The sequence below is a fragment of the Pseudomonas sp. MT92 genome, from assembly GCF_058792515.1.
On sequence record NZ_JBXAFA010000007.1, the window covers coordinates 110,005 to 135,000 of the forward strand.

Sequence of the window (24,996 nt, forward strand, 5' to 3'; positions counted from 1 at the left end):
ACAAAACGCCATGGTGGGAACGAACTGGCTCGCGAAAAGGCTGGCCCGCTCAGCATCAATATTGACCATGACCTCTATCACCTCCATAGCCAACCTTGATTCGCCGCTCGCATCTGCCAGACCTATCCTTTATTCATGTGTTCAACATGGATCGAGGATAAACATCATGGGTAAACGTCACCCCAACCTTCCCGCCTGGCAATGGCGCGCCTACCCGAACAATCATCAGCATCCGACCAATCTGGTGTTACACCTGATTGCCGTACCGCTGTTCATCCTGGGGTTCCTGTTGATTGTTACCGGGGTGTTCGGCTTGAGCTTCGTGAACATCGCCATCGGCGTGATCGGCCTGTTGGCCGCGCTGGCCTTGCAACGTCACGGTCACAGCCTGGAGGCGCAAGCGTCCGAGCCGTTCAGTGATCGCAAGGATGCCGTCTCGCGCCTGCTGGTCGAGCAGTTCCTGACATTCCCACGGTTTTTCTTCAGCGGCGGCTGGTGGCGCGCCTGGCGGGAGCGCCACCGCCATCATTGATCAGGCGAACACCGTCACGGTCTGCCGGCTCATGGCAATCAACCGCCCCCGCGCATCCCACAGGTTCGCGGCGGCATGGCCGTAGCCGTCGGCGGCGTGTTCGGTTTCGACGAGGTATTTGCACCAGTCCAGGGTGCTCAGTTCGAGCAACGGCTGCACGAACTCGATGGTCCAGGTCAGGGTGCTGCCCATCGCCGGCTTCTTCAGAAACGGCATCAGCGCCGGCGGCCAGGCATCGACCAGTGCCAGGATGTGCGACTCCGTGACCGCCTCTTCCTTCACATCGCCACGCAAGCGCACCCAGCCGCCCATCTCACGGGATGTGTTGCCAGTGAACGGCAGCCCGCCGACACTCCAGCGCATCGCCAGATGCCGCATGAATTCCGGGGTCACGCCCTTGACGTAGGGCAGCTCCTGGCAGTCATCCCAGTGTTTCATTTCCGGGGCCGGTTGCGCCGTCACCGCCACTTCCGAAGGCCGCGAGGCGCCGAAACTGCCCTGGATCAAGGTCACCACCTGCCCCTTCTGCATCGCCCGGCCCAGCACCTGGCTGACGGCTTTGCCTTCACGCAACACATCGACTTCGAAACTGACCGGCACTTCCGGTTCGACCGGACCTACGAAGGTGATCGCCAGCGAACGCACCTGCCGATCCGCTGGCACCCTGGCGCGCATGGCTTCGTATTGCAAGGCAGCCACCAGACCACCGAAGCTAGCTCGCCCCTGTGCCCACTCAGCCGGAATCGACAACGCCTGGGGCTGGCGGCGAACGGCGTCAAGCAAATCGGAAAAACGCATGCAAACCTCAAGGGCAGGAAAAGGATCAGGGAATCTTAACCAGCCGGCGCGTCGGCCACAGTGATGATTACCGCCAAAGTGCACGACAGATAAGCCGTGCAGGAGGGCCGGGAAACAGTCAGGATTTGAAGCAGGCCTTGCTGAACTTGTCCAGGACACGATCGGCACGGTGCTCCGCCTTGACCATGGTGGTTTTCCAGACCGCGACACAAGGATGCAAATCCGCCTCCTGCTCGGCCCTGACCAGCCATTGCCAGCAATCATGCCAATCGCCCAGTGCCGCCTGGGCCGATCTCAGCCTGGGCAACGCCGCCTTCGGCAAACGGTCCAGCTCGGGGTAAGCTTCGATGCCATAGCGCACTCGCTTGATCAGCAGGCGCAAACGATGGCGGTCGTGGGCAGGATCGTGCAGCGCCTCGTCGAGTTTCTTCCACTGCTTGGCCAGGCGCCTGACGATACGCTTGCGCAGGCCCTTGAGCAGATCCTGACGCTGGGCGGCCCGCAGGAAGCGCGGAAAGGCATCGAGAATTATCAGCAGTTGGTTGAGCTCAGGGCTTGCGGCCACTGCGGGATAGGCTTCGTCCATCTGCGCCATGCGTCGCTGAGCCGCTTCGGGTTGACCGTGCTGGAGCAAATACGCCGCCAGCACTTCGCGATCACGCAAGGGGGTGGTCAGGCTGCCGACCGCAGACGCTGCCGCTTCCAGCTGTTCGACACCGGGCAAGCCACGCAAGGGGCGTAACAGGCTGCGCATGCGGCGCACCGTGGTACGCAGATCGTGCAGCGCTTCCGGATCGGTGCGGGCACTCAGGCGAGCCTGACAGGCCAGCAGACGAACCTCCAGCCCTAAAACCTGCGCCACCAACCGATCAATCAAGTCAGACATCGCTTGCTCCTTGAATCGAACTTCCCCAATGAACTTACATCATGCCTCAACGCCCTGCCCGTGACTCACGAATATAGAACCGGGCCTTCTCGGCCTTTTTGGTGCAACCTTCGAACCCTTCGAATTGCTGCTGGGTCTTGGCCGCGGTCAACAGCGACAAGGCCTTGGAGTAACTGACCGTCCCGGCGAAACCTTCGGCTTTGGCCAGGTCCAGTTCATGCCACGCCGCATCGAGGTTGCTGCCACAACTATCGCGGTATGCGGTTTTTCCGGCGCAACCGGCCAGTGCCAGGGCAATCAAAGGCACACAAATCCAGGCTTTCATCACTCACACCTCAAAGATAGGTAAACAATTGTGCAGGTAGGACGGCCTGGGGCATGAAAAGTGCCGTCCATCGCCACAGCAAACTATAGCGTTCGAAAGAATAACCATCTGCCGCCATGGAGTATCGAAATAACGACGCGTTGACCCATCGAGCGACCTTAACGATTGAAGCACGCCCCTCGATGGGTGCATTGTTGAACCATTCAAAACGAGGGCGATTGATGAAGAAGCGTGTCGCACTGGTACTGGGCTCAGGTGGAGCCCGCGGCTATGCCCATATTGGCGTTATTGAAGAGATCGAGCGGCGTGGCTACGACATCGCCTGCGTCGCCGGTTGCTCCATGGGCGCGGTGGTGGGTGGCATTTATGCCGCTGGCAAACTCAAGGAGTATCGCGACTGGATCGAGAGCCTGGATTACCTCGACGTATTGCGTCTGGTGGACGTCAGTTTTCGCCTGGGGGCGATTCGTGGAGAAAAGGTCTTCGGACGGATCCGCAAGATTGTCGGCGAGATCAATATCGAAGAGCTGCGCATCCCCTACACGGCGGTGGCCACCGACCTGACCAACCAGCAGGAAATCTGGTTCCAGGAAGGTTGCCTGCACCAGGCCATGCGGGCTTCGGCGGCAATTCCCAGCCTGTTTACCCCGGTGATGCAAGGCAATCGCATGCTGGTGGATGGCGGCATTCTCAACCCGCTGCCGATCGTGCCAGTGGTGTCGAGCCATTGTGATTTGATCATCGCGGTCAACCTCAACTCCACCAACCAGCGCCATTACCAACTGCCGGTGATCCAGCGACCCGCCGCGTTCAGGAGCCGCTTCGACAGCCTGATCAGTTCCCTCGGTTCGAAGCTGCCGTTCCGGCGCAAGCAGGCCGAACAATTATTGCTGCTGGAAAGAGAAGCGTTGATGGCCGAAGCCGCCGAGATCAACCCCTGGGTCGAATCCGCCGAACCCGAAGCCCAGCAACCGGCAGCCGCGCCTGAACGCGATGGGGCACCGAAGTCAGCCACCGGCTCATTCATCATCGACAACGTCGGGCCGGCGTCGTTGCTGGATTTGATCAACCAGAGTTTCGAGGTGATGCAGACGTCCCTGGCGCAGTACAAGATTGCCGGGTATCCACCGGACATCCTGATCAACGTGCCGAAGCGGGTGTGCCGGTTTTTCGAGTTTTACAAAGCGCCGGAGCTGATCGCGCTGGGACGGGAGATTGCGCGGGATACGCTGGATCGGTATGAGAGCGAGCGCGAATCCTGAGTGAGTTTGAGGGTGCCATCGTCGGAACGCCGCCCGGAGCTTGCTCGCGATGGCGCCACTACAAACACCACAGCACTAAAGCCCCCCCTCACTCAACAACCGATACCCTACGCCCGCCTCAGTCACGATAAAACGCGGCTGGGTCGGATCGTCCGCCAGCTTCTGCCGCAAATGCCCAACCACGATCCGCAAATAATGACTGTCATCGGTGTGGGTCGGTCCCCAAATGTCCTTGAGCAATTGCTGCTGGGTGATGACCCGCCCCGGATGCCGCGCCAGTTGCGCCAGCACCGCGTACTCCTTACGGGTCAGCGCGACTTCGGCGCCCTCGAGCAATACCCGGCGATAGGCCAGGTCCACGGTCAACGGGCCGAAGGTCAGCGCCGCTTGCTGAGCCTCGCCCACTGGCGCCTGGCGTAACAACGCACGTATCCGCGCCAGAAACTCTTGAATGCCGAACGGTTTGGTCACGTAGTCGTTGGCGCCGCCATCCAGCGCTTCGACTTTCTGCCCTTCGCCGGCGCGTACCGAGAGCACCAGCACCGGCACCGTCGACCACTCGCGGAATTCGCGCAGCACTTGTTGGCCGTCCATGTCCGGCAGCCCGAGATCGAGCACCAACAGGTCCGGTTTGTTCAAGGCTGCCTGGGCCAGGCCTTCGGTGCCAGTGCCGGCCTCCAGCACTTTGTAGCCCTGGGAAGCGAGGCTGATACGCAGGAATTTGCGGATCTGCGGTTCATCGTCGATGACCAAAATGGTCGCGGTCTGGGTCATGGTTTCCGGTCGCGGCATAGAAAGTTCCAAAGAGTATCAGGCTTCACTTTCAGCGCTCACTTTCAAAGGCAGGCTGTTCCTGCAACGGCAAGTGCAAGGTGATGCAGGTGCCACGCCCTTCGATGCCGTCGGCGACACTGATACGACCACCATGGGCGCCCACCATGCCCTGACAGATCGCCAACCCCAGCCCCGTGCCCTGCCCGCCGCGATCACCGCGCGCGGCGGTGTAGAACATGTCAAAAATCTTCGCTCGTTCAGCCTCGGGAATGCCCGGCCCTTCATCGCCTACCGAGAAAAACAGCTCTCTGTCGGCCACGCCGACGCGCACTTGCAGGCGCCCATGGGACGGCGAAAAACGCGCGGCATTTTCCAGCACGTTGATCAGTGCCTGTTCGATCAGTGCGGCGTGGACATACAGCAGCGGCAACTCGGCCGGTATCTCGACACTGACCTGCAACGGCGCCAGCACCGCACGCAGGCGATTGAGCGAACTGCCGACAATATCGGCCGGAGACACCCAGTCCCGCGCCAGCTTCAAGGCACCGTGACCGAGGCGGGTCATGTCCAGCAAATTTTGAATATAACGGTCGAGGCGCTCGGCTTCATCGCGGGTGCCTTCGAGTAATTCGCGGCGATCCTCCAGCGGGATCGCTTCACCGAGGGCCAACAAGCTGTCGATGCTGCCGCGCATGGAAGTCAGGGGCGTGCGTAAATCGTGGGACACCGAGGCCAACAAGGCGCTGCGCAGTTGTTCGGTCTCGCCGTGCAGGCGTGCGGCTTCCAGATCATCGGCCAATTGCGCGCGAGCCAGAGCCTGGGCCAACGGTTGACTCAACGCGGTCAACAAACGACGACGCTGGCCGCTCAAGGTCTGGCCTTCCTTGGCGCACACGCCGAGCAGCGCCAGCGGTCCATCCTCCACCGACAATGGCCACCACCACCAGCGCCCAAACGGCAGCGTACCGGTGCCGGCACCGGCCGGTTGATCGTGTTGCCAGGCCCAATCGGCGGCGGCACGCTCGGCCTCGGTAAACTCCAGCGGCCCACCGGTTTCGACCTTCCAGCCGCTTTGTCCGTCGCGATTGAGCAGGCACAGTTTCAAGTCACTCCAGCCGTTGAGGTGCTGGGCGGCGGCGCTGATCACGGCCTGACGGTCAGTGGCGGCGGTGAGTTTGCGTGACAGGTCGAGCAACTCGGTGGTTTCTTCCTGGGTATCGCGCAAGGCCTGCAACTGTCGGCGCTGGCGCGCCGCGAGGTTGCCCGTGAGGGCCGCCATCAGCAGGAAGAACAACAAGGTGAGCACGTCTTCTTCGCGCTGGATGCTGAAGGAAAAATTCGGCGGAATGAACAGGAAGTCATAGGTCAGAAACGACAACGCCGCACAGGCCAGCGCCGGCCCGAGGCTGCTGCGAACCGCCACCAGCAACACGGCGGCGAGGAACACCAGCGAGATATTTGGCAATGGCAGGACACTGGCCACGCCCCACGCCAAGGCACTGGCCAAAATCGTTGCCACGACAGCGAGCGCATAGTCGAACCAGACCAGCGCATGCGCCGGATATTGTCGGGGCGGATTTTTTTCTTCGTCACTGTCGAGGACGTTGATTTCCAACCCTCGCGCATGGCGCAACAAGCGTGCCGCCAGACCACCACCCAACAACCGCCGACGCAGTCTCGGCCGGGACTGGCCGACCAGTACCAGGCTGGCACGGCGCTCGGCCGCGTGCTGGATCAGGGTTTTCGCCACCTCGCCGGCACGCAGCAGCACCACTTCGCCGCCCAGGCGTTCGGCCAGCTGCTGGGCGCTTTGCAGGCGCAGTCGCGACTGTTCGTCACGCACGCTGCCGTTGTCCACGTGCACCAGGCTCCAGGGCAGATGCCGTCGCTGGGCGACGCGGCTGGCGTGGCGCACCAGGCGCTCGGCCTGGGCATCGCCGTCAACGCCCACCAGCAGGCGTCCCCGTACGGCCGGCGCGGCTTGACCCAGTTGGCGATAACCCTGGGCCAGATCGTTATCGACCTGGGCCGCCGCGGTTTGCATCGCCAGTTCGCGCAGGGCAGTGAGGTTGGTCTGGGTGAAAAATGCGTCGATGGCGGCGCGCGCCTGCTCCGGCACGTAGACCTTGCCGTCGCGCAGACGCTCGAGCAGTTCCCGTGGCGGCAGGTCGATCAACAGTAGTTCGTAGGCCTCTTGCAGCACCCAATCCGGCAAGGTCTCGCGAACCTGCACGCCGGTAATGCCACGGACCTGATCGTTGAGGCTTTCCAGGTGCTGGACGTTGACCGTGGTGAACACGTCGATGCCGGCGGCGAGCAATTCCTGAATGTCCTGCCAGCGTTTAGCGTGGCGACTGCCGGGGGCGTTGCTGTGGGCCAGTTCGTCGACCAGCACCAGCTTCGGTTTGGCCGCGAGCAGACCGTCGAGGTCCATCTCTTCGAGCACTACGCCCCGGTACTCCGAGCGCACCAGCGGTTGTTGCGGCAAGCCGCCGAGCAACGCTTCGGTTTCGGCGCGACCATGGGTTTCGACGACGCCGGCAATGACTTTCACGCCTTGGCGCAGTTGGGTGTGCGCTGCTTGCAACATGGCGTAGGTCTTGCCGACACCGGGTGCTGCACCGAGGAAAACCTTGAGTCGGCCACGGCCATCCCGGGGCAGGTCTGCTAACAGCGCGTCGGCGCGGCCGGAGTCGCTCATGTTTGAAGCTCTCTTTTTTCAGGTGTTGATGTGGTGATTGTTCAGCTGCCATCGCTAGCAGGCTAGCTCCCACAGGGGATTGCTGACTTCCTGTGGGAGCTAGCCTGCTAGCGATTGACGCCGCCACCGATCTACAGTTTTTCCAACGCCAGATTCAACGCCAGCACATTCACCACCGGCGGCCCAACCAACGGTTGCTCGATGTGCGCATTCATCAATTGTTCAAGCGTAGACACCGGTACGTTGCGCGCTGCCGCGACACGCGCCAGTTGATAGGCAATCGCCGCCGGTGGCAAGTGTGGATCGAGACCACTGCCGGAGGTGGTAATCAGCGCCAACGGCACCGGCCCCTGACCGGGTACGAGCAGTTTATTGGCATCGTCGATCACCCGAGTGGCCAGCGCCGGGTTGCTCGGCGACAGGTTGCTGGCGCTGCTCAACACGGTGGCAAATGCACCGGCCGATGGCCGTGGGTGGAACCAGGCGTCACCGACGAAATCCTGGGCGATCAGCGCAGAGCCCCGGACCTTGCCCTCGGCATCGCGGACCAGGCTGCCATTGGCCTGATCCGGGAATGCAACCTGGGCCACGCCTGTGACCACCAAGGGGTAAGCCACGCCGGTGATCAGGGTCATCAAAACCAACAGGCTCAAGGCCGGACGTATCATTGTGGACATTTCAAAATCCTCGAATTCGCAGGAAAACCTGTAGGAGCGAGCTTGCTCGCGATGGATCTGAAGGCGCCGCGCTTTGTCAGAAAGGGCGCGTTATCGTTGACCACCATCGCGAGCAAGCTCGCTCCTACAGTAGGGGGTGCCAGATCAAACCAGATGCAACGCCGTCAACAGCATGTCGATCGCCTTGATGCCCACAAACGGCACCAGAATCCCGCCCAGCCCGTAGATCAGCAGATTGCGTCGCAACAATGCCGCTGCACTGGCCGCCTGGACTCGTACACCGCGCAACGCCAGCGGAATCAGCACCACGATGATCAAGGCGTTGAACACGATCGCCGAGAGAATCGCGCTCTGCGGGCTGCTCAGGTGCATCACGTTCAACACGCCCAGTTGCGGGTAGATCGCGGCAAACAGCGCCGGCAAAATCGCGAAGTACTTGGCCACATCGTTGGCGATGGAGAAAGTCGTCAGCGCACCACGGGTCACCAGCAATTCCTTACCGATCTGCACCACGTCCAGCAGCTTGGTCGGATCGCTGTCGAGGTCGACCATGTTCGCCGCTTCACGGGCGGCTTGCGTGCCGTCGTTCATCGCCATGCCGACATCCGCCTGGGCCAGGGCCGGGGCGTCGTTGGCGCCGTCGCCGCACATCGCAACCAATCGACCGTCGTTCTGCTCGTGACGAATGCGCGCCAGTTTTTTCTCCGGCGTGGCTTCGGCCAGCACATCATCCACCCCCGCTTCGGCGGCAATTGCCGCAGCGGTCAGCGGGTTGTCGCCGGTCACCATGACCGTGCGAATCCCCAGCTTGCGCAGCTCGGCGAAACGCTCGCGGATGCCGGGCTTGACCACATCCTTGAGGTGGATCGCACCGAGCAGTTTGCCGTCGGCACAGACCAGCAACGGGGTGCCGCCGCTCTGGGCGATCTTGTCGATTTCCCGCGACAGGGCCGGGGCCAGCTCGGCGCGTTTCTGACCAACGAACGCGAGCAGCGAATCCACCGCCCCCTTGCGGTACACGCGACCTTGATAGTCGACACCCGACAGGCGCGTTTCGGCGCTGAACGGCACGCCGGTGAGCAACTCAGCCCTCGGTTCGGGTTGTGGATGCAGGGCACGCAGGTATTCGACGATGGATTTGCCTTCGGCGGTGTCATCGGCCAGCGAGGCGAACAACGCACCTTCGGCCAGCTCTTTCGAGCTGACGCCCGGGGCGGCGTACACCGCCGTGCAACGACGGTTACCGAAGGTGATGGTGCCGGTCTTGTCCAGCAACAGGACGTGCACGTCCCCCGCCGCTTCCACGGCGCGACCGGACTTGGCAATCACGTTCAGACGCACCAGGCGATCCATCCCGGCAATACCAATGGCCGACAACAGACCGCCGATGGTGGTCGGAATCAGCGTGACCAATAACGCCACCAGGAACACCAGCGGCAGGCTGCCGTTGGCGAAGTGGGCGAACGGCTGCAGGGTGACGACCACCAGCAGGAAGATCAGGGTCAGGCCGATCAGCAGAATGTCGAGGGCCACTTCGTTCGGGGTCTTCTGGCGTTTTGCGCCTTCGACCAGCGCGATCATGCGGTCCAGGGTCGATTCGCCCGGGTTGGCGGTGATCTTCACCAGCAACCAGTCGGACACCAGCCGTGTGTTGCCGGTGACGGCGGAACGGTCGCCGCCGGACTCACGGATCACCGGCGCGGACTCACCGGTAATCGCCGCCTCGTTGACGGCGGCGATGCCTTCGATCACCTCGCCATCACCGGGGATCATCTCCCCCGCTTCGACGCGCACCACATCGCCCTTGCGCAGGCTGGTAGCCGGCACCACTTGAAAGGTGCCATTGCTGGTTTTACGGCGAGCGCTGAGGCCTTCACTGCCAGCCTTGAGACTGTCGGCGCGCGCCTTGCCACGACCTTCGGCCAGGGCTTCGGCAAAGTTGGCGAACAGTACGGTGAACCACAGCCACAGGGCGATTTGTGCGGCGACGAAGGTCGGCACCGCCGTGTCTGGAATGAAGCACAGCACGGTGGTCAGGATCGCCGTCAGTTCGACCACCAGCATCACGGGCGCACGCTGCAACTGGCGTGGGTCGAGCTTGACGAAGGCTTGCACCAGCGCCGGGCGCCAGAGGGCCGAGATCGCGGTTTTCGGTTGTTCCGGCGCTTTCGCGGCGACGGGTTTGCTTACGGGCATATTCATCATTGACTCCTTAGAAGCCCATGCTCAGATGTTCGGCAATCGGGCCCAACGCCAAAGTCGGCAGGAAGGTCAAACCACCCACCAGCAAAATGGTCACGGTCAGCAGGGTCACGAACAGCGGGCCGTGGGTCGGGAAGCTGTTCTGGCCGATCGGCGCGGTTTTCTTCATCGCCAGGCTGCCGGCCAGGGCCAGTACCGGGAGGATGTAGCCGAAGCGACCGATCAACATGCCCAGGCCCAGCATCAGGTTGTGAAAGGGCGTGTTGGCGCTAAAGCCACCGAACGCGGAACCGTTGTTGGCGCTGGCCGAGGTGTAGGCATAAAGCAACTGACTGAAACCGTGGGCACCGGGGTTGCTTACGGCTGCTACCGGGCCTGGCAGGCTGGCGGCAATCGCGCCGAGCACCAGTACGCCCACCGGCATCACCAGCAGGGTCACCACCAGCAATTGCACTTCCCTGGCCTGCAGTTTCTTGCCGAGGTATTCCGGGGTGCGACCGATCATCAGGCCCGCCAGGAACACGGCGATCAACACGTTGAGCAACATGCCGTAGAGCCCGGCACCCACCCCGCCGAAGATCACTTCGCCGACCATCATGTTGACCAGCGCGACCATGCCACTCAGCGGGTTGAGGCTGTCGTGCATGCCATTGACCGAGCCGTTGGAGGCGGCAGTGGTGGTCACCGACCACAGCACAGTGGCGGTGGTGCCGAAGCGCGCCTCCTTGCCTTCCAGCGGTGCGGTTTGTTCGACCGCGACGTTGTTCAGGGTCGGGTTCGGTTGGTATTCAGCCCACAGCGAGGTGGCGCCGCCGATCAGGAACAGCGCCAACATGCAGGCGATGATCGCGCGGCTCTGACGCAGGTCTTTCACGTAGTGGCCGAAGGTAAACACCAGCGCCACCGGGATCAGGATGATCGAGCTGACTTCGAACAGGTTGCTCCACGCCGTCGGGTTCTCGAACGGATGCGCCGAGTTGACGCCGAAGAAGCCACCGCCGTTGGTACCCAATTGCTTGATCGCAATCTGGCTGGCAGCAGGACCGAGCGGGATCACCTGATCGACGCCTTGCAGGGTCACGGCATTCACATACTGCGCGAAGGTTTGCGGCACACCCTGCCAGACCAGGTACAGCGCCAGCAGCAGGCACAGCGGCAACAAGCCGTAGAGGGTAGCGCGGGTCATGTCGACCCAGAAGTTGCCGAGGCTTTTGGTCGACTTGCGGCCAATGCCACGGCACAGCGCAACCAGCACGGCCAGGCCGGTGGCGGCGCTGACGAAGTTCTGCACGGTGAGGCCGACCATCTGACTCAGGTAGCTCAACGACGCTTCGCCGCTGTAGGACTGCCAGTTGGTATTGGTCATGAAGCTGACGGCGGTGTTGAATGCCAGCGTCCACTCCTGACCCGGCAGGTTTTGCGGGTTGAGCGGCAAATGGTCCTGGAACACCAGGATCGAGAACAGCAGCAAGAAGCCTGCGAGGTTGAACGCGAGCAAGGCCAATGCGTACTTCTGCCAGCTCTGTTCGGCCTGCGGATCGACCCCGGCCAACCGATAACAGCCACGCTCGACCGGGCCGAGGATCGGCGTCAACCAAGTGCGCTGCCCTTCCATGACCTTGTAGTAGAAACGCCCGAGAAACGGCGCCGGGACCAATACCAACGCGAAAAACGCGAGGATCAGCCAATAGTCATAACTGTGCATAGCCGCTCCTAGTTCCGGTCCGCGCGCAACAGCGCAACCAACAGATAAATGAACAGCCCCACTGCCAGCAGCAGTGACACCCCGTCCAGAACGCTCATGGAAATTCTCCGTGTTACGGCGCATTGCCGCGTGTGGAGTCATTGTCGACAGGGAGGCTGTAAAGGAGCGAGATCGAGGGGTGCGGCGGGGCATAAAGAAAGTGTAAAGAGTGGGTTTATGGCTTTGTTACAGCGGTGGTCTGTCGGGCCTTATCGTGAGCAAGCTTGCCCGCGATGGCGGCATAACTGACGACGACGCTCTCATCTGGAGCAAAAAATACCGGCATACAGCGCCGAACATCCCCGATACGACAGCTTTCAACGCTTTACGACGGCAAATCACGAAATGGCACGCCCACTGCACACCCCTCCCCCGAGCTGTCCAATCCGTTGAGGGAGCAAACGCATGAACACACAACTCAAACCCACGCTGGGCACCCTGCACTTGTGGGGCATTGCGGTCGGGCTGGTCATTTCCGGTGAATACTTCGGCTGGAGTTATGGCTGGGGCGTGGCCGGGACATTGGGCTTTCTGGTGACCTCATTCATGGTCGCCACCATGTACACCTGCTTCATTTTCAGCTTCACCGAGTTGACCACGGCGATTCCCCATGCCGGTGGTCCGTTTGCCTACAGTCGCCGAGCCTTTGGCGAGAAAGGCGGATTGATCGCCGGGCTGGCGACGCTGATCGAGTTCGTCTTCGCCCCGCCGGCCATCGCCCTGGCCATCGGCGCCTACCTCAACGTGCAATTTCCCGCCCTCGACCCGAAACACGCTGCGGTCGGCGCGTACATCGTCTTCATGGGCCTGAACATCCTCGGAGTGAAACTCGCGGCGACCTTCGAACTGGTGGTCTGTGTGCTGGCGGTTGCCGAACTGCTGGTGTTCATGGGTGTGGTCGCGCCGGCGTTCAGCTTCAGCAACTTCGCCCTCAATGGCTGGGCCGGTTCCGATGTATTCGGCGCACCGGCGATTGCCGGGATGTTCGCGGCGATTCCTTTCGCCATCTGGTTCTTCCTGGCCATCGAAGGTGCGGCCATGGCCGCCGAAGAGGCCAAGGACCCGAAACGGACGATTCCCAAGGCCTACATCAGCGGGATCCTGACCTTGGTGTTACTGGCGATGGGGGTGATGTTCTTCGCCGGTGGCGTCGGCGACTGGCGCACCCTGTCGAACATCAACGACCCGCTGCCGCAGGCAATGAAAACCGTGGTCGGCGAGAGCTCGGGCTGGCTGCACATGCTGGTGTGGATCGGCCTGTTCGGGCTGGTGGCGAGTTTCCACGGGATTATCCTCGGCTATTCGCGGCAATTTTTCGCACTGGCCCGGGCCGGTTACCTACCCGCCTCCCTGGCCAAACTGTCGCGTTTCCAGACACCGCACCGGGCGATCATTGCCGGCGGCGTGATCGGCATTGCAGCGATCTATAGCGATGGCCTGATCAACCTTGGCGGCATGACCCTGACGGCGGCGATGATCACCATGGCCGTGTTCGGCGCCATCGTGATGTACATCATGAGCATGCTCAGCCTGTTCAAACTGCGCAAAACCGAGCCGAACCTGGAGCGCACCTTCCGCGCCCCGTGCTACCCACTGGTGCCGTTCATTGCATTGGTGCTCGCTGCGGTTTGCCTGGTGGCGATGGCGTGGTTCAACATGTTGATCGGGCTGATCTTCCTCGCATTCATGGCGGTGGGGTTCGTGTACTTCATGCTCACCGGGCAGTTACGTGCCGATGCGCCGGCGGATGCGATGTTGACCGGGCTTTAAACAATCACAGTGCAGCTGACCTATCAGGCATAGAATGGAACCACTGCGAAAGTCATTCGCTCAAAGTGGTATGCACGCGCGGTTGTCGAACCTCGCCAACCGGCCTGCCTTCAAGGAGAGTCCTATGCCCTGGTATGCCTGGTTGATTCTGGTAATAGCCATCGGCTCCATCGTTGGCGGTTTGATGATGCTGCGTGACACCGCCAACAAGGTCGATCTGACCGATGAGCAACGTCGACGCGTAGCCGAGCGTAATGCGCAAGCGGACGCCAAGGATGCGCAGGACCGCTGAACAAAAAAACGCTGTGACTGACGGCTTTGTTTTGTGTACGCAACCCAGTGTGGCGAGGGGCGGCTTCGCGCCCCAGCGGGAGCAAGCTCCCTCGCCACAGAAGCTCTCCACGACGTTTCTACTTTTCCCACTCAGCCTTGGCGATGTGCAAGCCGTGCATGCCTTTGTATGCTGCACGCTCAGGCTGGCTCCACCCCTCCAGCAACGATTCCTCCAACCGATAAATCTCCACGCCCAACGGACGACAAACGCTGAGCGGATCCTGCGCGTCTGGCCCCCACATGGCCAACGACAAGTCTCCGCCTGGACAGGTCGACAGTGCACACAGCAGGTCGATTTCGGCGAAAAATTCCAGGTAATCGCCCTTCTTGGCCGGACAGGCTTTCATGAAGTACATGTCGTCGTGGTTCAGCCCCGTGCACTGGAAAATATTCAACACATCGTGCACGTCGAACTCGGTCAGGCCGTGGGGCAGCACCGCGCGGGTCAGGTTGGAGTGGCAGTGGTGGTGAAAATCCTCGCCGGTGAGCATTTTGTTCACATAGGGATCGCAGCGGGTGCCGAGCAAATCGTGCAGTCGACCGCCATGTTCGTCGATGCCATAGTCAGCCAGGCTGTCGTCGGTGATGGTCACCAGCGGTCGCAAAAACGGCAGGTTCGACCAGAGCCGGTCATGGGTGCTGACGTGTGCGCCTTGTAGCTGCCGGGTGCGCGACGCCCACAAGCGCTCGCGCGGGTCGTTGGCATTCCAGACGTTGAAATCACCCACTTGCGGCCCGACCGGTGTCGTCACGCGAAACACATGGCCGGCCGGGACTTTCCAGGCGCGGCCGGTGCGAATCGGTACTTCGAAGGATTCGATCAGCGTGCGTCCCTCCTTCACATCACGCACCCGCTCATAAAAGGCTTTATCCACCTGCAAGGCGGAGCCTTTGCTGACTTGATAGGCCGCCGGATAGTCTTTGTACATGGCACGAATCCTCGATCAGTGATGGGAAGAAGGCGCAAGCATTTGCAACAGCTGGTGTTCGGAATCGTCGAGATACAGGCCCATGGCCTCCTCGGCCGCACGCTTGTTGCCTTCGACCAGAAGTTCATGGATCTGCCGGTCGCGGGCCAGCCATGGCGCCTGAAAACGTGACTCATCGGGCGCGGTGCAAAACACCAGGCGCAATTGAGCCACGACATTGGTAAAGAACTCATCAAACAGCGGGCTGCGCAGCAACCCGACAATGTGTTGATGAAATTGCAGACTGTGGGTGCCGACGGCGCGCCAGTCCTCGCGCTCCCGCGCCAACTCTGTGGCTTCCAGGGCTTGGAGCATCCGGTCGGACTGATCGTCACGCAGGGGGTGACTGGCACTGATGGCTTGCAGTTCCAGCGTGCGCCGGACCTTGAACAGGTCCCGCACATCATCACTGCCCAACTTGCGCACCATGACGCCTTTGTTGCGCACATAGCGGGTCAAGCCATCCTGACCAAGACGATGCAAGGCTTCACGGATGGTGTTACGCGAAGCGTTATAGGCAGAGACCAGGTCGTTTTCCACCAGCGCCATGCCAGGCAGCAAGCGTCCACCGATGATGTCGGCGCGCAACTCCAATGTGATGTGGTCAGCCAGTGACAGTCCGCTGTTCATACTCATTGCCTCAGGATTGTTCAACAATCGTCAGCCAACAGGTAATCACTATTCGTGCCATCAGGTGCAATGCAACACGATCGGTTAGTCGCATCTGCATGCTTTTTAGAAATAGAAGTACAGTCACCATGCAATTTTCAAGGGTTAATATGGCGCATTGATGTGGAGATATCAGATGCGTTATTCGCAGGACCATAAAGCCCAGACCCACCAACGCATCATCAAGGAAGCTTCAGCGCGCTTTCGCCGTGACGGCATCGGCGCAACCGGCCTGCAACCTCTGATGAAAGCGCTGGGCTTGACTCACGGTGGCTTCTACTCGCACTTCAAGTCCAAGGATGAATTGGTGGAAAAGGCCTTACAGGCGGCAGGGGATGAGGCTGATATCGTTTGTGCAGAGCTGTTCGCTCAGGATCGACCGCTGGACGCCTTCATCGATGCCTACCTGTCGCAATGGCACCAGACTTGCCCCGAAGAAGGCTGCCCATTGCCCACGATGTCATCGGAGCTCGGCATGCGCGGGCAGCCGAGTCCGACTTCAGATGCGGTGCTCAATGCGCGACTTCGACAAATCCAGAACACCCTTGAAGGCGACGATACGGAAAAACGCAGCATTGTCATCATGTCCACGCTGGTCGGGGCGTTGCTGCTTTCGCGCTGTGTCGAGAATCCCGAGCTGGCCCGGCAGATTCTCGACGTAACCCGCGCGTCACTTAAACAATCACAAGGCTAACCTTCCCAGCGCTTGAACAACACGCTGGCATTGACCCCACCAAACCCGAAACCGTTGGACAGCGCATATTCGATGGCCATCGGCCGAGCCTGACCATGGACGATGTCCACGCCATCGGCAGCGGGGTCAGGATTTTCGAAGTTCAGAGTCGCCGGTACGATCTGATCACGGATCGCCAGCAGCGTGAAAATCGCCTCGACTCCGCCTGCTGCGCCGAGCAAATGCCCGATCGCCGACTTGGTCGATGTCACGGCAATTTTGTTGTCCGCTCCAAACAACGCCTTGATCGCCGCCAATTCCCCCAAATCGCCAACCGGCGTCGAGGTCGCGTGGGCATTCAAGTGCTGGACCTGCTCTGGCGCAATACCGGCCTGCGCCAATGCCAGCGACATGGCGCGGCGCGCGCCGTTGCCATCCTCAGGCCCCGCAGTCAGGTGATAGGCGTCTGCACTGGTGCCGTAACCGACCAACTCCGCCAAGGGTTGAGCGCCCCGCGCCAAGGCGTGTTCCAGAGACTCGATCACCAGCAGGCCGGCGCCCTCGCCCATGACAAAACCATCGCGCCCACTGTCGAACGGCCGTGAGGCACGCTCCGGGGTGTCGTTGTAACCGCTGGACAAGGCCCGAGCAGCTGCAAAACCGGCGAGACTGACCCGATCGATCGCCGCTTCTGCTCCACCACACACAGCGATGTCGGCCTCACCACAACGAATCAGGCGCGCCGCATCGCCGATCGCTTGAACCCCGGCAGCACAGGCCGTCACGGGCGCCCCCAACGGCCCTTTGAAACCGTGTTGAATTGATACATGTCCCGCTGCCAGATTGACCAGAAACGACGGGATAGTGAACGGTGACAAACGTCGCGGGCCACGAGTGTCAGTGGTGCGCACCGCATCAGCTATCGCACCGAAACCACCGATGCCGGAACCGATGATGGTTGCCGTGCGCTCCTGGGCAGTAGCGGTTTGCGCTTGCCAACCGGCCTGTTCAATCGCCTGCCGCGCCGCTTCCATGGCGAACAAAATAAAGCGATCCATTTTTTTCTGCTCTTTGGGCGCGGTTGCCCGATCCGGATCAAAACCGGCCTCGGCATCCTCCGCCAGCGTGGGCACCGCAGCGCCGACCTTGGCAGGCAAATCAGCAACCACCTCATCGGGCAATTTCCGCAATCCGGAGCGTCCCGCCAACAGACGCGACCAGACAGCTTCGACCCCGCTACCCAGCGGGGACACCAGGCCCATGCCCGTTACAACCACTCGACGATTACTCATTACGCAAATACCTCATGCCGATTAGTGGCGCTTCATTTATAACGCGCGGCGGCCTGGCTTCTGGACAGATTCGGCGCCATCGCATGACGCGCCGCTACATACGACTCCCACTCAGAGAGATTCGGCAAGGAAGGGATGGTGATCAACTCACCTTGATCCAGGCCCGACAGCGCAGCATCGACCATCTCTCCTGCTTCCATGACCATATCAGCGGGAATCTGGGTCGCATCGATACCGGAACGCTCCCAGATCTCGGTGCGTGTGACGCCCGGCAACACAGCCTGGACCTTAACCCCGGTGCCGTCGAGTTCGGCATTCAATGACTGGGTCAGGCTCAACACGTAGGCCTTGCTGGCGCTGTAGGTCGCGTTGAAACGCTCGGGAAACAAAGCCACGACCGAGGCAATATTAATGATCGTGCCCCGACCCGCCTTGGCAAAACTGGCGGCCGCTGCCGATGCCAAGCGCGTGACGGTAGTGACATTCAGCTGGATCAATCGCTCCAACTGATCGGTATCGGCATTGGCCAGCAAACCGTCCGCCGCAACACCGGCGTTATTCAGCAACAGATTGATACTCGAATCGCTGCGCAGACGCTGCTCGAGTTTCAGCACATCCTCCTTTTGCGTCAGATCTGCCTTCAACACTTCGACCTGAACCCCATGCTCGGCGCGCAACTGGGTCGCTGCTTCTTCCAGCCGCTGCAGATCGCGAGCAACCAACAACAAATCAAAACCACGCGCCGCCAGACGCTGTGCGTAAACCGCCCCGATACCGGAGGAAGCACCGGTGACGAGGGCCGTACCTTGGGATTGGGTGGAAGTCATGACTGTGCTCCTGGAAATGCTTGAGAAAAGGTCAGCGCATTAACCTCAACGCGCCTGGACGGGTATTTATTATATGCATAATTTAAACGCCATATGATAGTCGTAATTTTTAGGCGGCGGACGGAAGGCGCAGCTTTGCGAACGCCAGAGCGCAAAAAGGCCGGTCAATGACCGGCCCCCTTGGCGTTGAATGTTTAGCTTAGTTCACTTCCAGCTTATCGCGATTACGATCCAGAATTGCCTTGCCGATTCCTTTCACTTCGAGCAACTCGTCCACCGAAGCAAACGGCCCATTGATATCACGGTACGCAACGATCGCCTGAGCCTTCGCCTCGCCAATTCCGGAGAGTTCCTTTTGCAATGTGGAAGCATCGGCAGCATTTAGATTGATTCTGCCCGATTGTGCAGTTGGAGAAACCTCCATCACCATGGGGGCATTGTTGCTCTCCGGCTTCGCAGCGGGAGCCGCAGTAGCAGCGATAGAGGCAGTGGTCAGAAGGGCAAAAACCAGGGAGTTGAAGTAGCCAGTACGCATAAATGACGCTCCATGACATCAATTGAGAAAACAGCTTTCCGAAGCTGTCTCCCAAACTTAGGTGATGTCTGGAGCCTGTCAAAAATGTGTCCATTGCAGGATGTGAAACAATGAAGATTTAATGCCCATCCCATTACTACATCCCCAATCGCGGCTGCAACCAATCGTATTTACGGACCATCAAATCAGCCTGAACAACACTAATGAAGCGCCCACTGAATTGCCTTGGAAAACGCTTCAGTCGAAACAACATAACTACGATGATAACGATGTACTGAAGCTTGGTCCGGACAGGACACCCCCCGGACAAACAAGATCTGCGCACCACCAGCCTCGATAAAACTGGCATATCCTCGAAAATTGAAATCCGGGCAATCATTTATCAGAGCAACGATGCGCGCCCCGGCGTTACAGAAAATCGCGTTTGTAAGGGCCGAGCTACAAGAACCAACCACAATTGTGGCAGATTGAAATGCATCGACTTGTTCGGAGAAACTCATCGTTTCCGGGTAGATTGTTGTGAATCCCAAGTCGTGTAATATTTTTCCTAACTCGACTTCATTCACCAACTGTCGACTGCTGAAGCCACGCCTGGAGAGAAACAAGCGTGTCGACTTTTCAGAAAATACAAAATTTTCTCTTTCCAGTCCTTCAATAATCTTTGCTTTCAATTGTGAGAAAATATCACTTGGCCAAACCGTGTCATAAGCAACGCCCTCTTCGACATCCAATGGAAAAAAAGCGGGAACCGGCGCGACAGCCAGCCTGGAAAATTCGACGATTGTATTAACTGGCAAGACAACAACAGGCCGCTTCTTTGAATTAAGCAGAGAGAGCGAATCCAGATGTGACTGGGGCATGTTCGCATCCACCACAATTGAAAAACTCTCGTCACAAAAATCACTGTCGAACGCCAGCATTCTGGGCAAATACTCAAGAAACCAATGCCCATAATTGCCGCTTTGAACACCAAACATTTTTAATCCGTGATCAAGCACCTCGGGTTGTTTATTTGGCCACTGCACCAATGCGTCCTTCTTATTTCTGGAGAGCACAATTTTTTGTTTATCGTAGATATCACCCAATCCCGAGCGGTAAAAAACGGGATGCGTAACGCCATCTAAAATTACCTGTCTTTTACTGACGACGACATTGCATTTAGAAATACCGACCGTATTTTCCATCAGCGCAATGTAAAATGGTGGCGCTAAAAAATCACCCTCTTCAGACGTAAGCGGCGAGCCTTCTTCAAGAAAGTTCAAGGATGGTTTCGCTATCGGGCGTGATGGAAAAATCTCGCGGTATGAATAATCAAACTCAATACAATGACTCTTGACCGAACGCATAGGCATAATATACGTTCCGAGCGTTGCCTTTTTGACCTTGCTTTCACCGATTAAACGTAATGCTTGAGACACCATCCCCTTATTAAAATACCGTCGAGACAGTTTTATCAAAGCATGTCCTGCCAACTCATATCCACGCTGGTTAGCCAAGGAATAGTTTCTATAAGCAAGATCGCTATCCCCTCGCCCTTCTGCAATTTCCCCTGCCTTCGTCAAAGCGTACGAATACAAATTATCCGCATCCAAAATTCCAGGACTTTGCGATAACTCCTGAAAAATACGCTGTGCACTCAAAAAACGCCCTGCCAAACAAAAACATATGCCAGCTATTTTCAAATAGAGTGGTGCGGGAATATGACTTTTGGCAAGTCGAAGAAGTTTTATTGATTGTCGAAAACGCTTTAGCGACGCGCTATGTATGGCTTGATATGCCATGAAAAATTCATTTTGAACAGTACCGGACAGGATATCGTTGAAATAGGGGCCCAACACAAGCTCAACTATCGACAGCGATTCACGACCTTCATGAATGCCAGAATGCATAAAATGTAATAAAGGATTTACACATGCCTCTTTAACATCAGGATAGGAATCATAATAGTAGTTCGTCGAAAAAAAAGGTGAGGGATCAAGGCCGGCAGCGGCACCTTCCAGAACATAATGTTCTAGAAGGGTAATATTCAACCATTGCACACCCGGCAATTGTGCCAAGTAGTACTCGCTATCGAATAATGGATGAGGGTTACTATCCTTGCTGAACCCTTTGCTAACAAAATCAACGACAGACTCACCTGAACTACCTGCATCGCCTTGATAGCAACGCGACCAGTAACCAACGTCAAAATACGGTAAGACAAGCTCAAGTCGAGAATCAATATTATCAATAGCGTTTTTTGTTCGAGGAACCGAAAGCCTTGCAAGCAGTCGGCGCAGGCACGATTTGCTGATAGAAAGACAGTTAGCAAACAAAGAATTCACCGTCATTCACCTCAAGAAGTAGCAGAAAGGTAATGATTGAGCAGCTCAATCCGAGGGCGCATCTGCCCCTCATAACTGAACTCCCTCAAGATGGCACGCCTACCGTTTTGCCCAAGTTCCATCAATGCCTCTCGATCGGACAGATAGCCGTTAATCAATTGACTGATTGAATCAGGATCCCTGTCAATAATCTTCATCTCGTAATCCTTAAAAATGTCACTGCCATCGAGATGAAAATTCATACCTTTAAAATCGGTCAGGAAGACAGCAACGCCTTTCAATCCGGCTTCTACTACAGCGGTTGTTGGAAAACCATCAAACGATTCCGGCTGGGAAGGATCCAACGCACTAAGATGGATATTGGGAGACAATATCAAGTCCATATTTGTGTAAAAACCATCAAAGAAATCTGCGGATTGCGTCCCATAGAACGTGACATTACGAATATCACCGAGCTCAATGGTATTTTTATCAAAGCCACCAACGACATGAAAACGGATGTCTGGTGAATTCGCAAAATTTTTGACGATATCGACAAATACGTCATACCCCTTTTCAGCGCCGGTCGCCGAATATTTCTGAGCAACAAAACATACATCGAGTGGCTTATCCAGGCTCTTCGCCGTCGACACATGATCGCCCAAGGTATAAATATTTGGAATGATGCCGCCGTATATATGCTGAATGCGGTCCGGCTCACAAAAACCGCCCTCGACCAGATATCGATAGGAGACGTTCTGAGTTGTAATAATTTTTGACAACCTTGGGTTATCACAAAGCCTGTGAAGTTTCTGATCCGAAACACCGTCATTCAAATTGAACCCACCACCCGGATAAAGGGTAAACAAGAGATGTTCGGCAGATGGCAGACCTATCTGAGTATAAAAGTAATCAGCCAGGTTCAAGAAGACGCAATAAGCGACTTTGGGATCGCCAATAAAGTCAGTATCAAAATACCTGATTCGATTCGACGCCAGCCCGCTGACTTTTCTGAATTGATCCACCTGTGCATGAAACGGCAGTGGCTCCCCGTATTTTGACAAGTTATCCGGTAGCACCTGTATTGAGCACTCATCAATCTCTTCGAGATAGCTCTTGAACTCCCCATAACGAAAAGAAGAGACCTTGGACGGAAAGGACGAATCCAACAGCAGGATCTGCGACTCGCAAGGCAGATCAATATTGACTTTTTTTGCTTCGGCAATAGTCATTACTGCTTCCGAAACCAAACCTTCAAAGGCTGGAGGTATCTCAGATAACTCTGAAAAGGCTTTACCCGCCTTCTCGAACCGACCAAGCCTGAATATGCAAAGAGCGAGTGCCGTTTTAATTTGATTCGATTCCGGCAAAAGCTCCAGAAACTCACCTAGAACGGAGTGCATCTCTGAAAATTTAATTGAATTCCAATATCGATTAATGAGTAACGCGACCGCTGAATCTTCAATTAATTGGCGATGCAACTCGATCAATTCAGGCGTTGCTACCCCTGCCTTATACCACGCCAGTCCACGCTTTATCGTATCCAGATCCGGCGCACTCAGAGTCAACATCAAGTTCAATTTTACAGCCATGCTGTTCAACGGATCAAACTCAAGAGCCCTTTGAATTCGAAGCCCGGCATCAGCACTGGTAATTGAAAACGGCCAACGCCCCTCTGCAAAACCATATTCGATGTAATGGGAAAGGGGATCGGCATTGGCGGCAGCAATGTCAGGATACCTTTCCAAGTAGAAATCCTTATCAAGCAATTCCTTGCATGCCAGTTTAACCGCGTCGAACTTCTCAGGTTCTTTTTTGACGATCTTGAAAAGATAATCATGGGCAACAGACTTCAAATACTTGATCATTTTATTTACTAATTTTCGCATTCTAAAATCCCCACGAGCCCAGAAAACCTGGCCCCCCCTCCCTTTTAGCCAGTTCACTGGCATGCCTCACCGGATCAGCACAGCCCTCTAAAATTCGGTCCAAATAAACCAAAAGCCCACCCTGAGAAAGGGTGAGCTTTTCAACACTATAAACTCAACTGCGTAATTAAATAAAATCACATGCCAAAATAAGCGGCCGCGACAGAAGCCGGATCTCCGTCCATTTTGATTTTTCCGTGCTCCAGCCAGATAACCCTATTACAGGTGTTCAGGACGAGCTCACGTGAATGCGTCGCCACCACCAGTATCTTGGTAGAGTTGAGAATATCAGTCATCCGCGCCTCTGCTTTATGCTGGAAATTTGCATCGCCTACAGACAACCATTCATCCATCAGAAGAATCTCTGGAGAAATAATGGTAGAGACGGAAAATGCCAAGCGCAGATGCATACCTGAAGAATAAGTCCGCGTAGGCATATCGATGAAATCACCCAGTTCGGAGAACTCTACGATTTCGTCAAATCTACGTTCGATTTCAGACTTGCTGATCCCTAAGAGAGCTGCTCGATAATAGATATTTTCTCGCCCTGTCGCCTCCGGATCGATGCCAAGCGAGATATCAATTAACGAACCAATATCACCTTCGATACTGGCAACACCTGAAGTGGGCACAAAAACCCCGGACAACAGGCGTAATAAAGTGCTCTTACCCGCTCCGTTATGCCCTAGCAAGCCAACCCTATCGCCGTCCTTGAAGGAAAAATTGATACCCTCCAAAGCGCGAACGACTACGTGCCCCCGCTCATCTGCTGACAACTTTCCGCCCGTAGCGACCTGAATAAGCCGCTTTTTTAGGGAGCGTCCATTAGCATTGTAAATGGGAAATTCGGCAGTGACGTTATTAAAATCAATAGAAGCCATACAATTTTCCATCAAAGCCAGTAAGGGATACGGCGCATATACCGATTATATATAACAATTGCAACCAACCAACCGATCACTGCCATGGCGATCGAAAAGATCCAGCTCTCTGCAGCAGGCGTAGTACCCAATACCGGCCCACGAGTAATTTCCAGCAAATGATAAATCGGGTTCAAATTGAGCAAGTAGGCCGCATGCCGTGAAGGAAGCAACGACGGCGCCCACATAATGGGGGTCAGGTAAAATACGACTTGGGTAGCGTTTACAATGATCTGCGTGATGTCACGGAACCTGGTGCTTAATACCCCAAGAACCAGAGAAATCCAGAGCAGATTTATAGACAGTAGAATGATACCCGGTACAAACAGCAGCATCGTCAGGGTCAGTGGCTTTCCAACAATCAAGAAGACAATCGGTACGATGACAATATTATGCCCCAACACAATAAAATTGCGCCAGAAACAGCGAAGCACATGAACAAAAAGAGGAATATTTAACTGCTTAATAATCGCTTCAGCAGAAGTAAATGCTACACAACCTTCAGTCACGTTGGACGAAATGAACCCCCAAAGGACGATCCCCAAAGCGAGAAATGGCAAGTATTCCTGCATCGGCGTATTAAAAATCTGGCCAAATACCAAACCAATAGAGGCAATCATTACCCCCATACTGACGGTCAGCCAAAACGCGCCTAATCGAGAACGCCTGTATCGCTGCTTGATATCCGCCCATCCCAGCATGCCGACGAGTGGATAGCGCTTTACTGACGAAACAATGTCGGCCAGCGCGTTAAATATTGAATTACTTGTCATTAATTACGCCACACTTAGTTAAAATCAACCCTGGTCGGGTATCTCCCGGACCAGGTATCTCATCAATCGACGAATATTCAATAAACATCAAACACACGCTCTCG

The 24,996-nt window shown here is 57.1% G+C and carries 23 protein-coding genes; 5 read left to right on the forward strand and 18 right to left on the reverse strand.

Annotated elements, in window-relative coordinates; genetic code table 11:
* Window positions 1-166: 166 nt before the first annotated feature.
* Entirely contained in the window at window positions 167-532 is a 366-nt protein-coding gene (locus AC1Q6D_RS14955; protein WP_090468043.1) for a terminase, read from the forward strand.
* On the opposite strand, the gene AC1Q6D_RS14960 is transcribed toward AC1Q6D_RS14955, so the two are convergent.
* The 3 genes from AC1Q6D_RS14960 to AC1Q6D_RS14970 form a co-directional block, all read right to left on the reverse strand.
* Window positions 533-1,330: an acyl-CoA thioesterase gene (locus AC1Q6D_RS14960; protein WP_103405308.1), complete on the reverse strand. Its 798-nt coding sequence runs from the start codon at window positions 1,328-1,330 to the stop codon at window positions 533-535.
* A gap of 118 nt (window positions 1,331-1,448) precedes the next feature.
* Entirely contained in the window at window positions 1,449-2,216 is a 768-nt protein-coding gene (locus AC1Q6D_RS14965) for a CHAD domain-containing protein (RefSeq protein ID WP_103405307.1), read from the reverse strand.
* 46 nt (window positions 2,217-2,262) lie between these two features.
* Entirely contained in the window at window positions 2,263-2,541 is a 279-nt protein-coding gene (locus AC1Q6D_RS14970; protein WP_034150181.1) for a hypothetical protein, read from the reverse strand.
* Between the two features lie 221 nt (window positions 2,542-2,762).
* On the opposite strand from AC1Q6D_RS14970, the gene AC1Q6D_RS14975 reads away from it, so the two are divergent.
* A complete protein-coding gene (locus tag AC1Q6D_RS14975) occupies window positions 2,763-3,803 on the forward strand; it encodes a patatin-like phospholipase family protein (RefSeq protein ID WP_103405306.1) in 1,041 nt (346 codons plus the stop codon).
* A gap of 75 nt (window positions 3,804-3,878) precedes the next feature.
* On the opposite strand, the gene AC1Q6D_RS14980 is transcribed toward AC1Q6D_RS14975, so the two are convergent.
* From AC1Q6D_RS14980 to kdpF, 6 genes are all read right to left on the reverse strand, one after another.
* Complete coding sequence (locus AC1Q6D_RS14980) at window positions 3,879-4,577, reverse strand: response regulator (RefSeq protein ID WP_103405342.1); 699 nt, start codon at window positions 4,575-4,577, stop codon at window positions 3,879-3,881.
* 49 nt (window positions 4,578-4,626) lie between these two features.
* Window positions 4,627-7,278, reverse strand: coding sequence for a DUF4118 domain-containing protein (locus AC1Q6D_RS14985; RefSeq protein WP_103405305.1), 2,652 nt, complete (start codon window positions 7,276-7,278; stop codon window positions 4,627-4,629).
* 131 nt (window positions 7,279-7,409) lie between these two features.
* The gene (gene kdpC, locus AC1Q6D_RS14990) at window positions 7,410-7,955 is read right to left on the reverse strand and encodes a potassium-transporting ATPase subunit KdpC (protein WP_103405304.1); all 546 of its coding nucleotides are present in this window, start codon (window positions 7,953-7,955) and stop codon (window positions 7,410-7,412) included.
* A 144-nt stretch (window positions 7,956-8,099) separates the two neighbouring features.
* Complete coding sequence (gene kdpB, locus AC1Q6D_RS14995; RefSeq protein ID WP_103405303.1) at window positions 8,100-10,157, reverse strand: potassium-transporting ATPase subunit KdpB; 2,058 nt, start codon at window positions 10,155-10,157, stop codon at window positions 8,100-8,102.
* A 10-nt stretch (window positions 10,158-10,167) separates the two neighbouring features.
* Window positions 10,168-11,862, reverse strand: a complete 1,695-nt coding sequence (gene kdpA, locus AC1Q6D_RS15000; RefSeq protein ID WP_103405302.1) for a potassium-transporting ATPase subunit KdpA — start codon at window positions 11,860-11,862, stop codon at window positions 10,168-10,170.
* Between the two features lie 8 nt (window positions 11,863-11,870).
* On the reverse strand, window positions 11,871-11,960 hold the full coding sequence (kdpF, locus tag AC1Q6D_RS15005) for a K(+)-transporting ATPase subunit F (protein WP_007899818.1): 90 nt from the start codon (window positions 11,958-11,960) through the stop codon (window positions 11,871-11,873).
* 346 nt (window positions 11,961-12,306) lie between these two features.
* Here kdpF and eat point away from each other — a divergent pair, with 346 nt between their 5' ends.
* A complete protein-coding gene (gene eat / locus AC1Q6D_RS15010; protein WP_103405301.1) occupies window positions 12,307-13,671 on the forward strand; it encodes an ethanolamine permease in 1,365 nt (454 codons plus the stop codon).
* Between the two features lie 124 nt (window positions 13,672-13,795).
* Window positions 13,796-13,963: a DUF2897 family protein gene (locus AC1Q6D_RS15015; RefSeq protein ID WP_103405300.1), complete on the forward strand. Its 168-nt coding sequence runs from the start codon at window positions 13,796-13,798 to the stop codon at window positions 13,961-13,963.
* A gap of 118 nt (window positions 13,964-14,081) precedes the next feature.
* On the opposite strand, the gene AC1Q6D_RS15020 is transcribed toward AC1Q6D_RS15015, so the two are convergent.
* Together AC1Q6D_RS15020 and AC1Q6D_RS15025 are read right to left on the reverse strand one after the other, a co-directional pair.
* On the reverse strand, window positions 14,082-14,933 hold the full coding sequence (locus tag AC1Q6D_RS15020; protein WP_103405299.1) for an urea carboxylase-associated family protein: 852 nt from the start codon (window positions 14,931-14,933) through the stop codon (window positions 14,082-14,084).
* Window positions 14,934-14,948: 15 nt separating this feature from the next.
* Window positions 14,949-15,602 (reverse strand): GntR family transcriptional regulator, encoded by a 654-nt coding sequence (locus AC1Q6D_RS15025; RefSeq protein WP_103405298.1) that lies wholly within the window; start codon window positions 15,600-15,602, stop codon window positions 14,949-14,951.
* Window positions 15,603-15,777: 175 nt separating this feature from the next.
* Between AC1Q6D_RS15025 and AC1Q6D_RS15030 the strand changes: the two genes are divergently transcribed.
* On the forward strand, window positions 15,778-16,335 hold the full coding sequence (locus AC1Q6D_RS15030) for a TetR/AcrR family transcriptional regulator (protein WP_103405297.1): 558 nt from the start codon (window positions 15,778-15,780) through the stop codon (window positions 16,333-16,335).
* Here AC1Q6D_RS15030 and fabF read toward each other — a convergent pair.
* The 7 genes from fabF to AC1Q6D_RS15065 form a co-directional block, all read right to left on the reverse strand.
* Window positions 16,332-17,606, reverse strand: coding sequence for a beta-ketoacyl-ACP synthase II (gene fabF, locus AC1Q6D_RS15035; protein WP_103405296.1), 1,275 nt, complete (start codon window positions 17,604-17,606; stop codon window positions 16,332-16,334). The genes AC1Q6D_RS15030 and fabF overlap by 4 nt on opposite strands.
* A gap of 32 nt (window positions 17,607-17,638) precedes the next feature.
* On the reverse strand, window positions 17,639-18,433 hold the full coding sequence (locus tag AC1Q6D_RS15040; RefSeq protein ID WP_103405295.1) for an SDR family NAD(P)-dependent oxidoreductase: 795 nt from the start codon (window positions 18,431-18,433) through the stop codon (window positions 17,639-17,641).
* Between the two features lie 199 nt (window positions 18,434-18,632).
* A complete protein-coding gene (locus AC1Q6D_RS15045) occupies window positions 18,633-18,968 on the reverse strand; it encodes a ComEA family DNA-binding protein (RefSeq protein ID WP_103405294.1) in 336 nt (111 codons plus the stop codon).
* Between the two features lie 200 nt (window positions 18,969-19,168).
* On the reverse strand, window positions 19,169-21,292 hold the full coding sequence (locus AC1Q6D_RS15050; RefSeq protein ID WP_158249402.1) for a glycosyltransferase family 61 protein: 2,124 nt from the start codon (window positions 21,290-21,292) through the stop codon (window positions 19,169-19,171).
* An 11-nt stretch (window positions 21,293-21,303) separates the two neighbouring features.
* Window positions 21,304-23,160, reverse strand: a complete 1,857-nt coding sequence (locus tag AC1Q6D_RS15055) for a glycosyltransferase (protein WP_158249401.1) — start codon at window positions 23,158-23,160, stop codon at window positions 21,304-21,306.
* A 176-nt stretch (window positions 23,161-23,336) separates the two neighbouring features.
* Window positions 23,337-24,080, reverse strand: a complete 744-nt coding sequence (locus tag AC1Q6D_RS15060; RefSeq protein ID WP_103405291.1) for an ABC transporter ATP-binding protein — start codon at window positions 24,078-24,080, stop codon at window positions 23,337-23,339.
* 11 nt (window positions 24,081-24,091) lie between these two features.
* Window positions 24,092-24,892: an ABC transporter permease gene (locus AC1Q6D_RS15065; protein WP_103405290.1), complete on the reverse strand. Its 801-nt coding sequence runs from the start codon at window positions 24,890-24,892 to the stop codon at window positions 24,092-24,094.
* Window positions 24,893-24,996 lie beyond the last annotated feature (104 nt).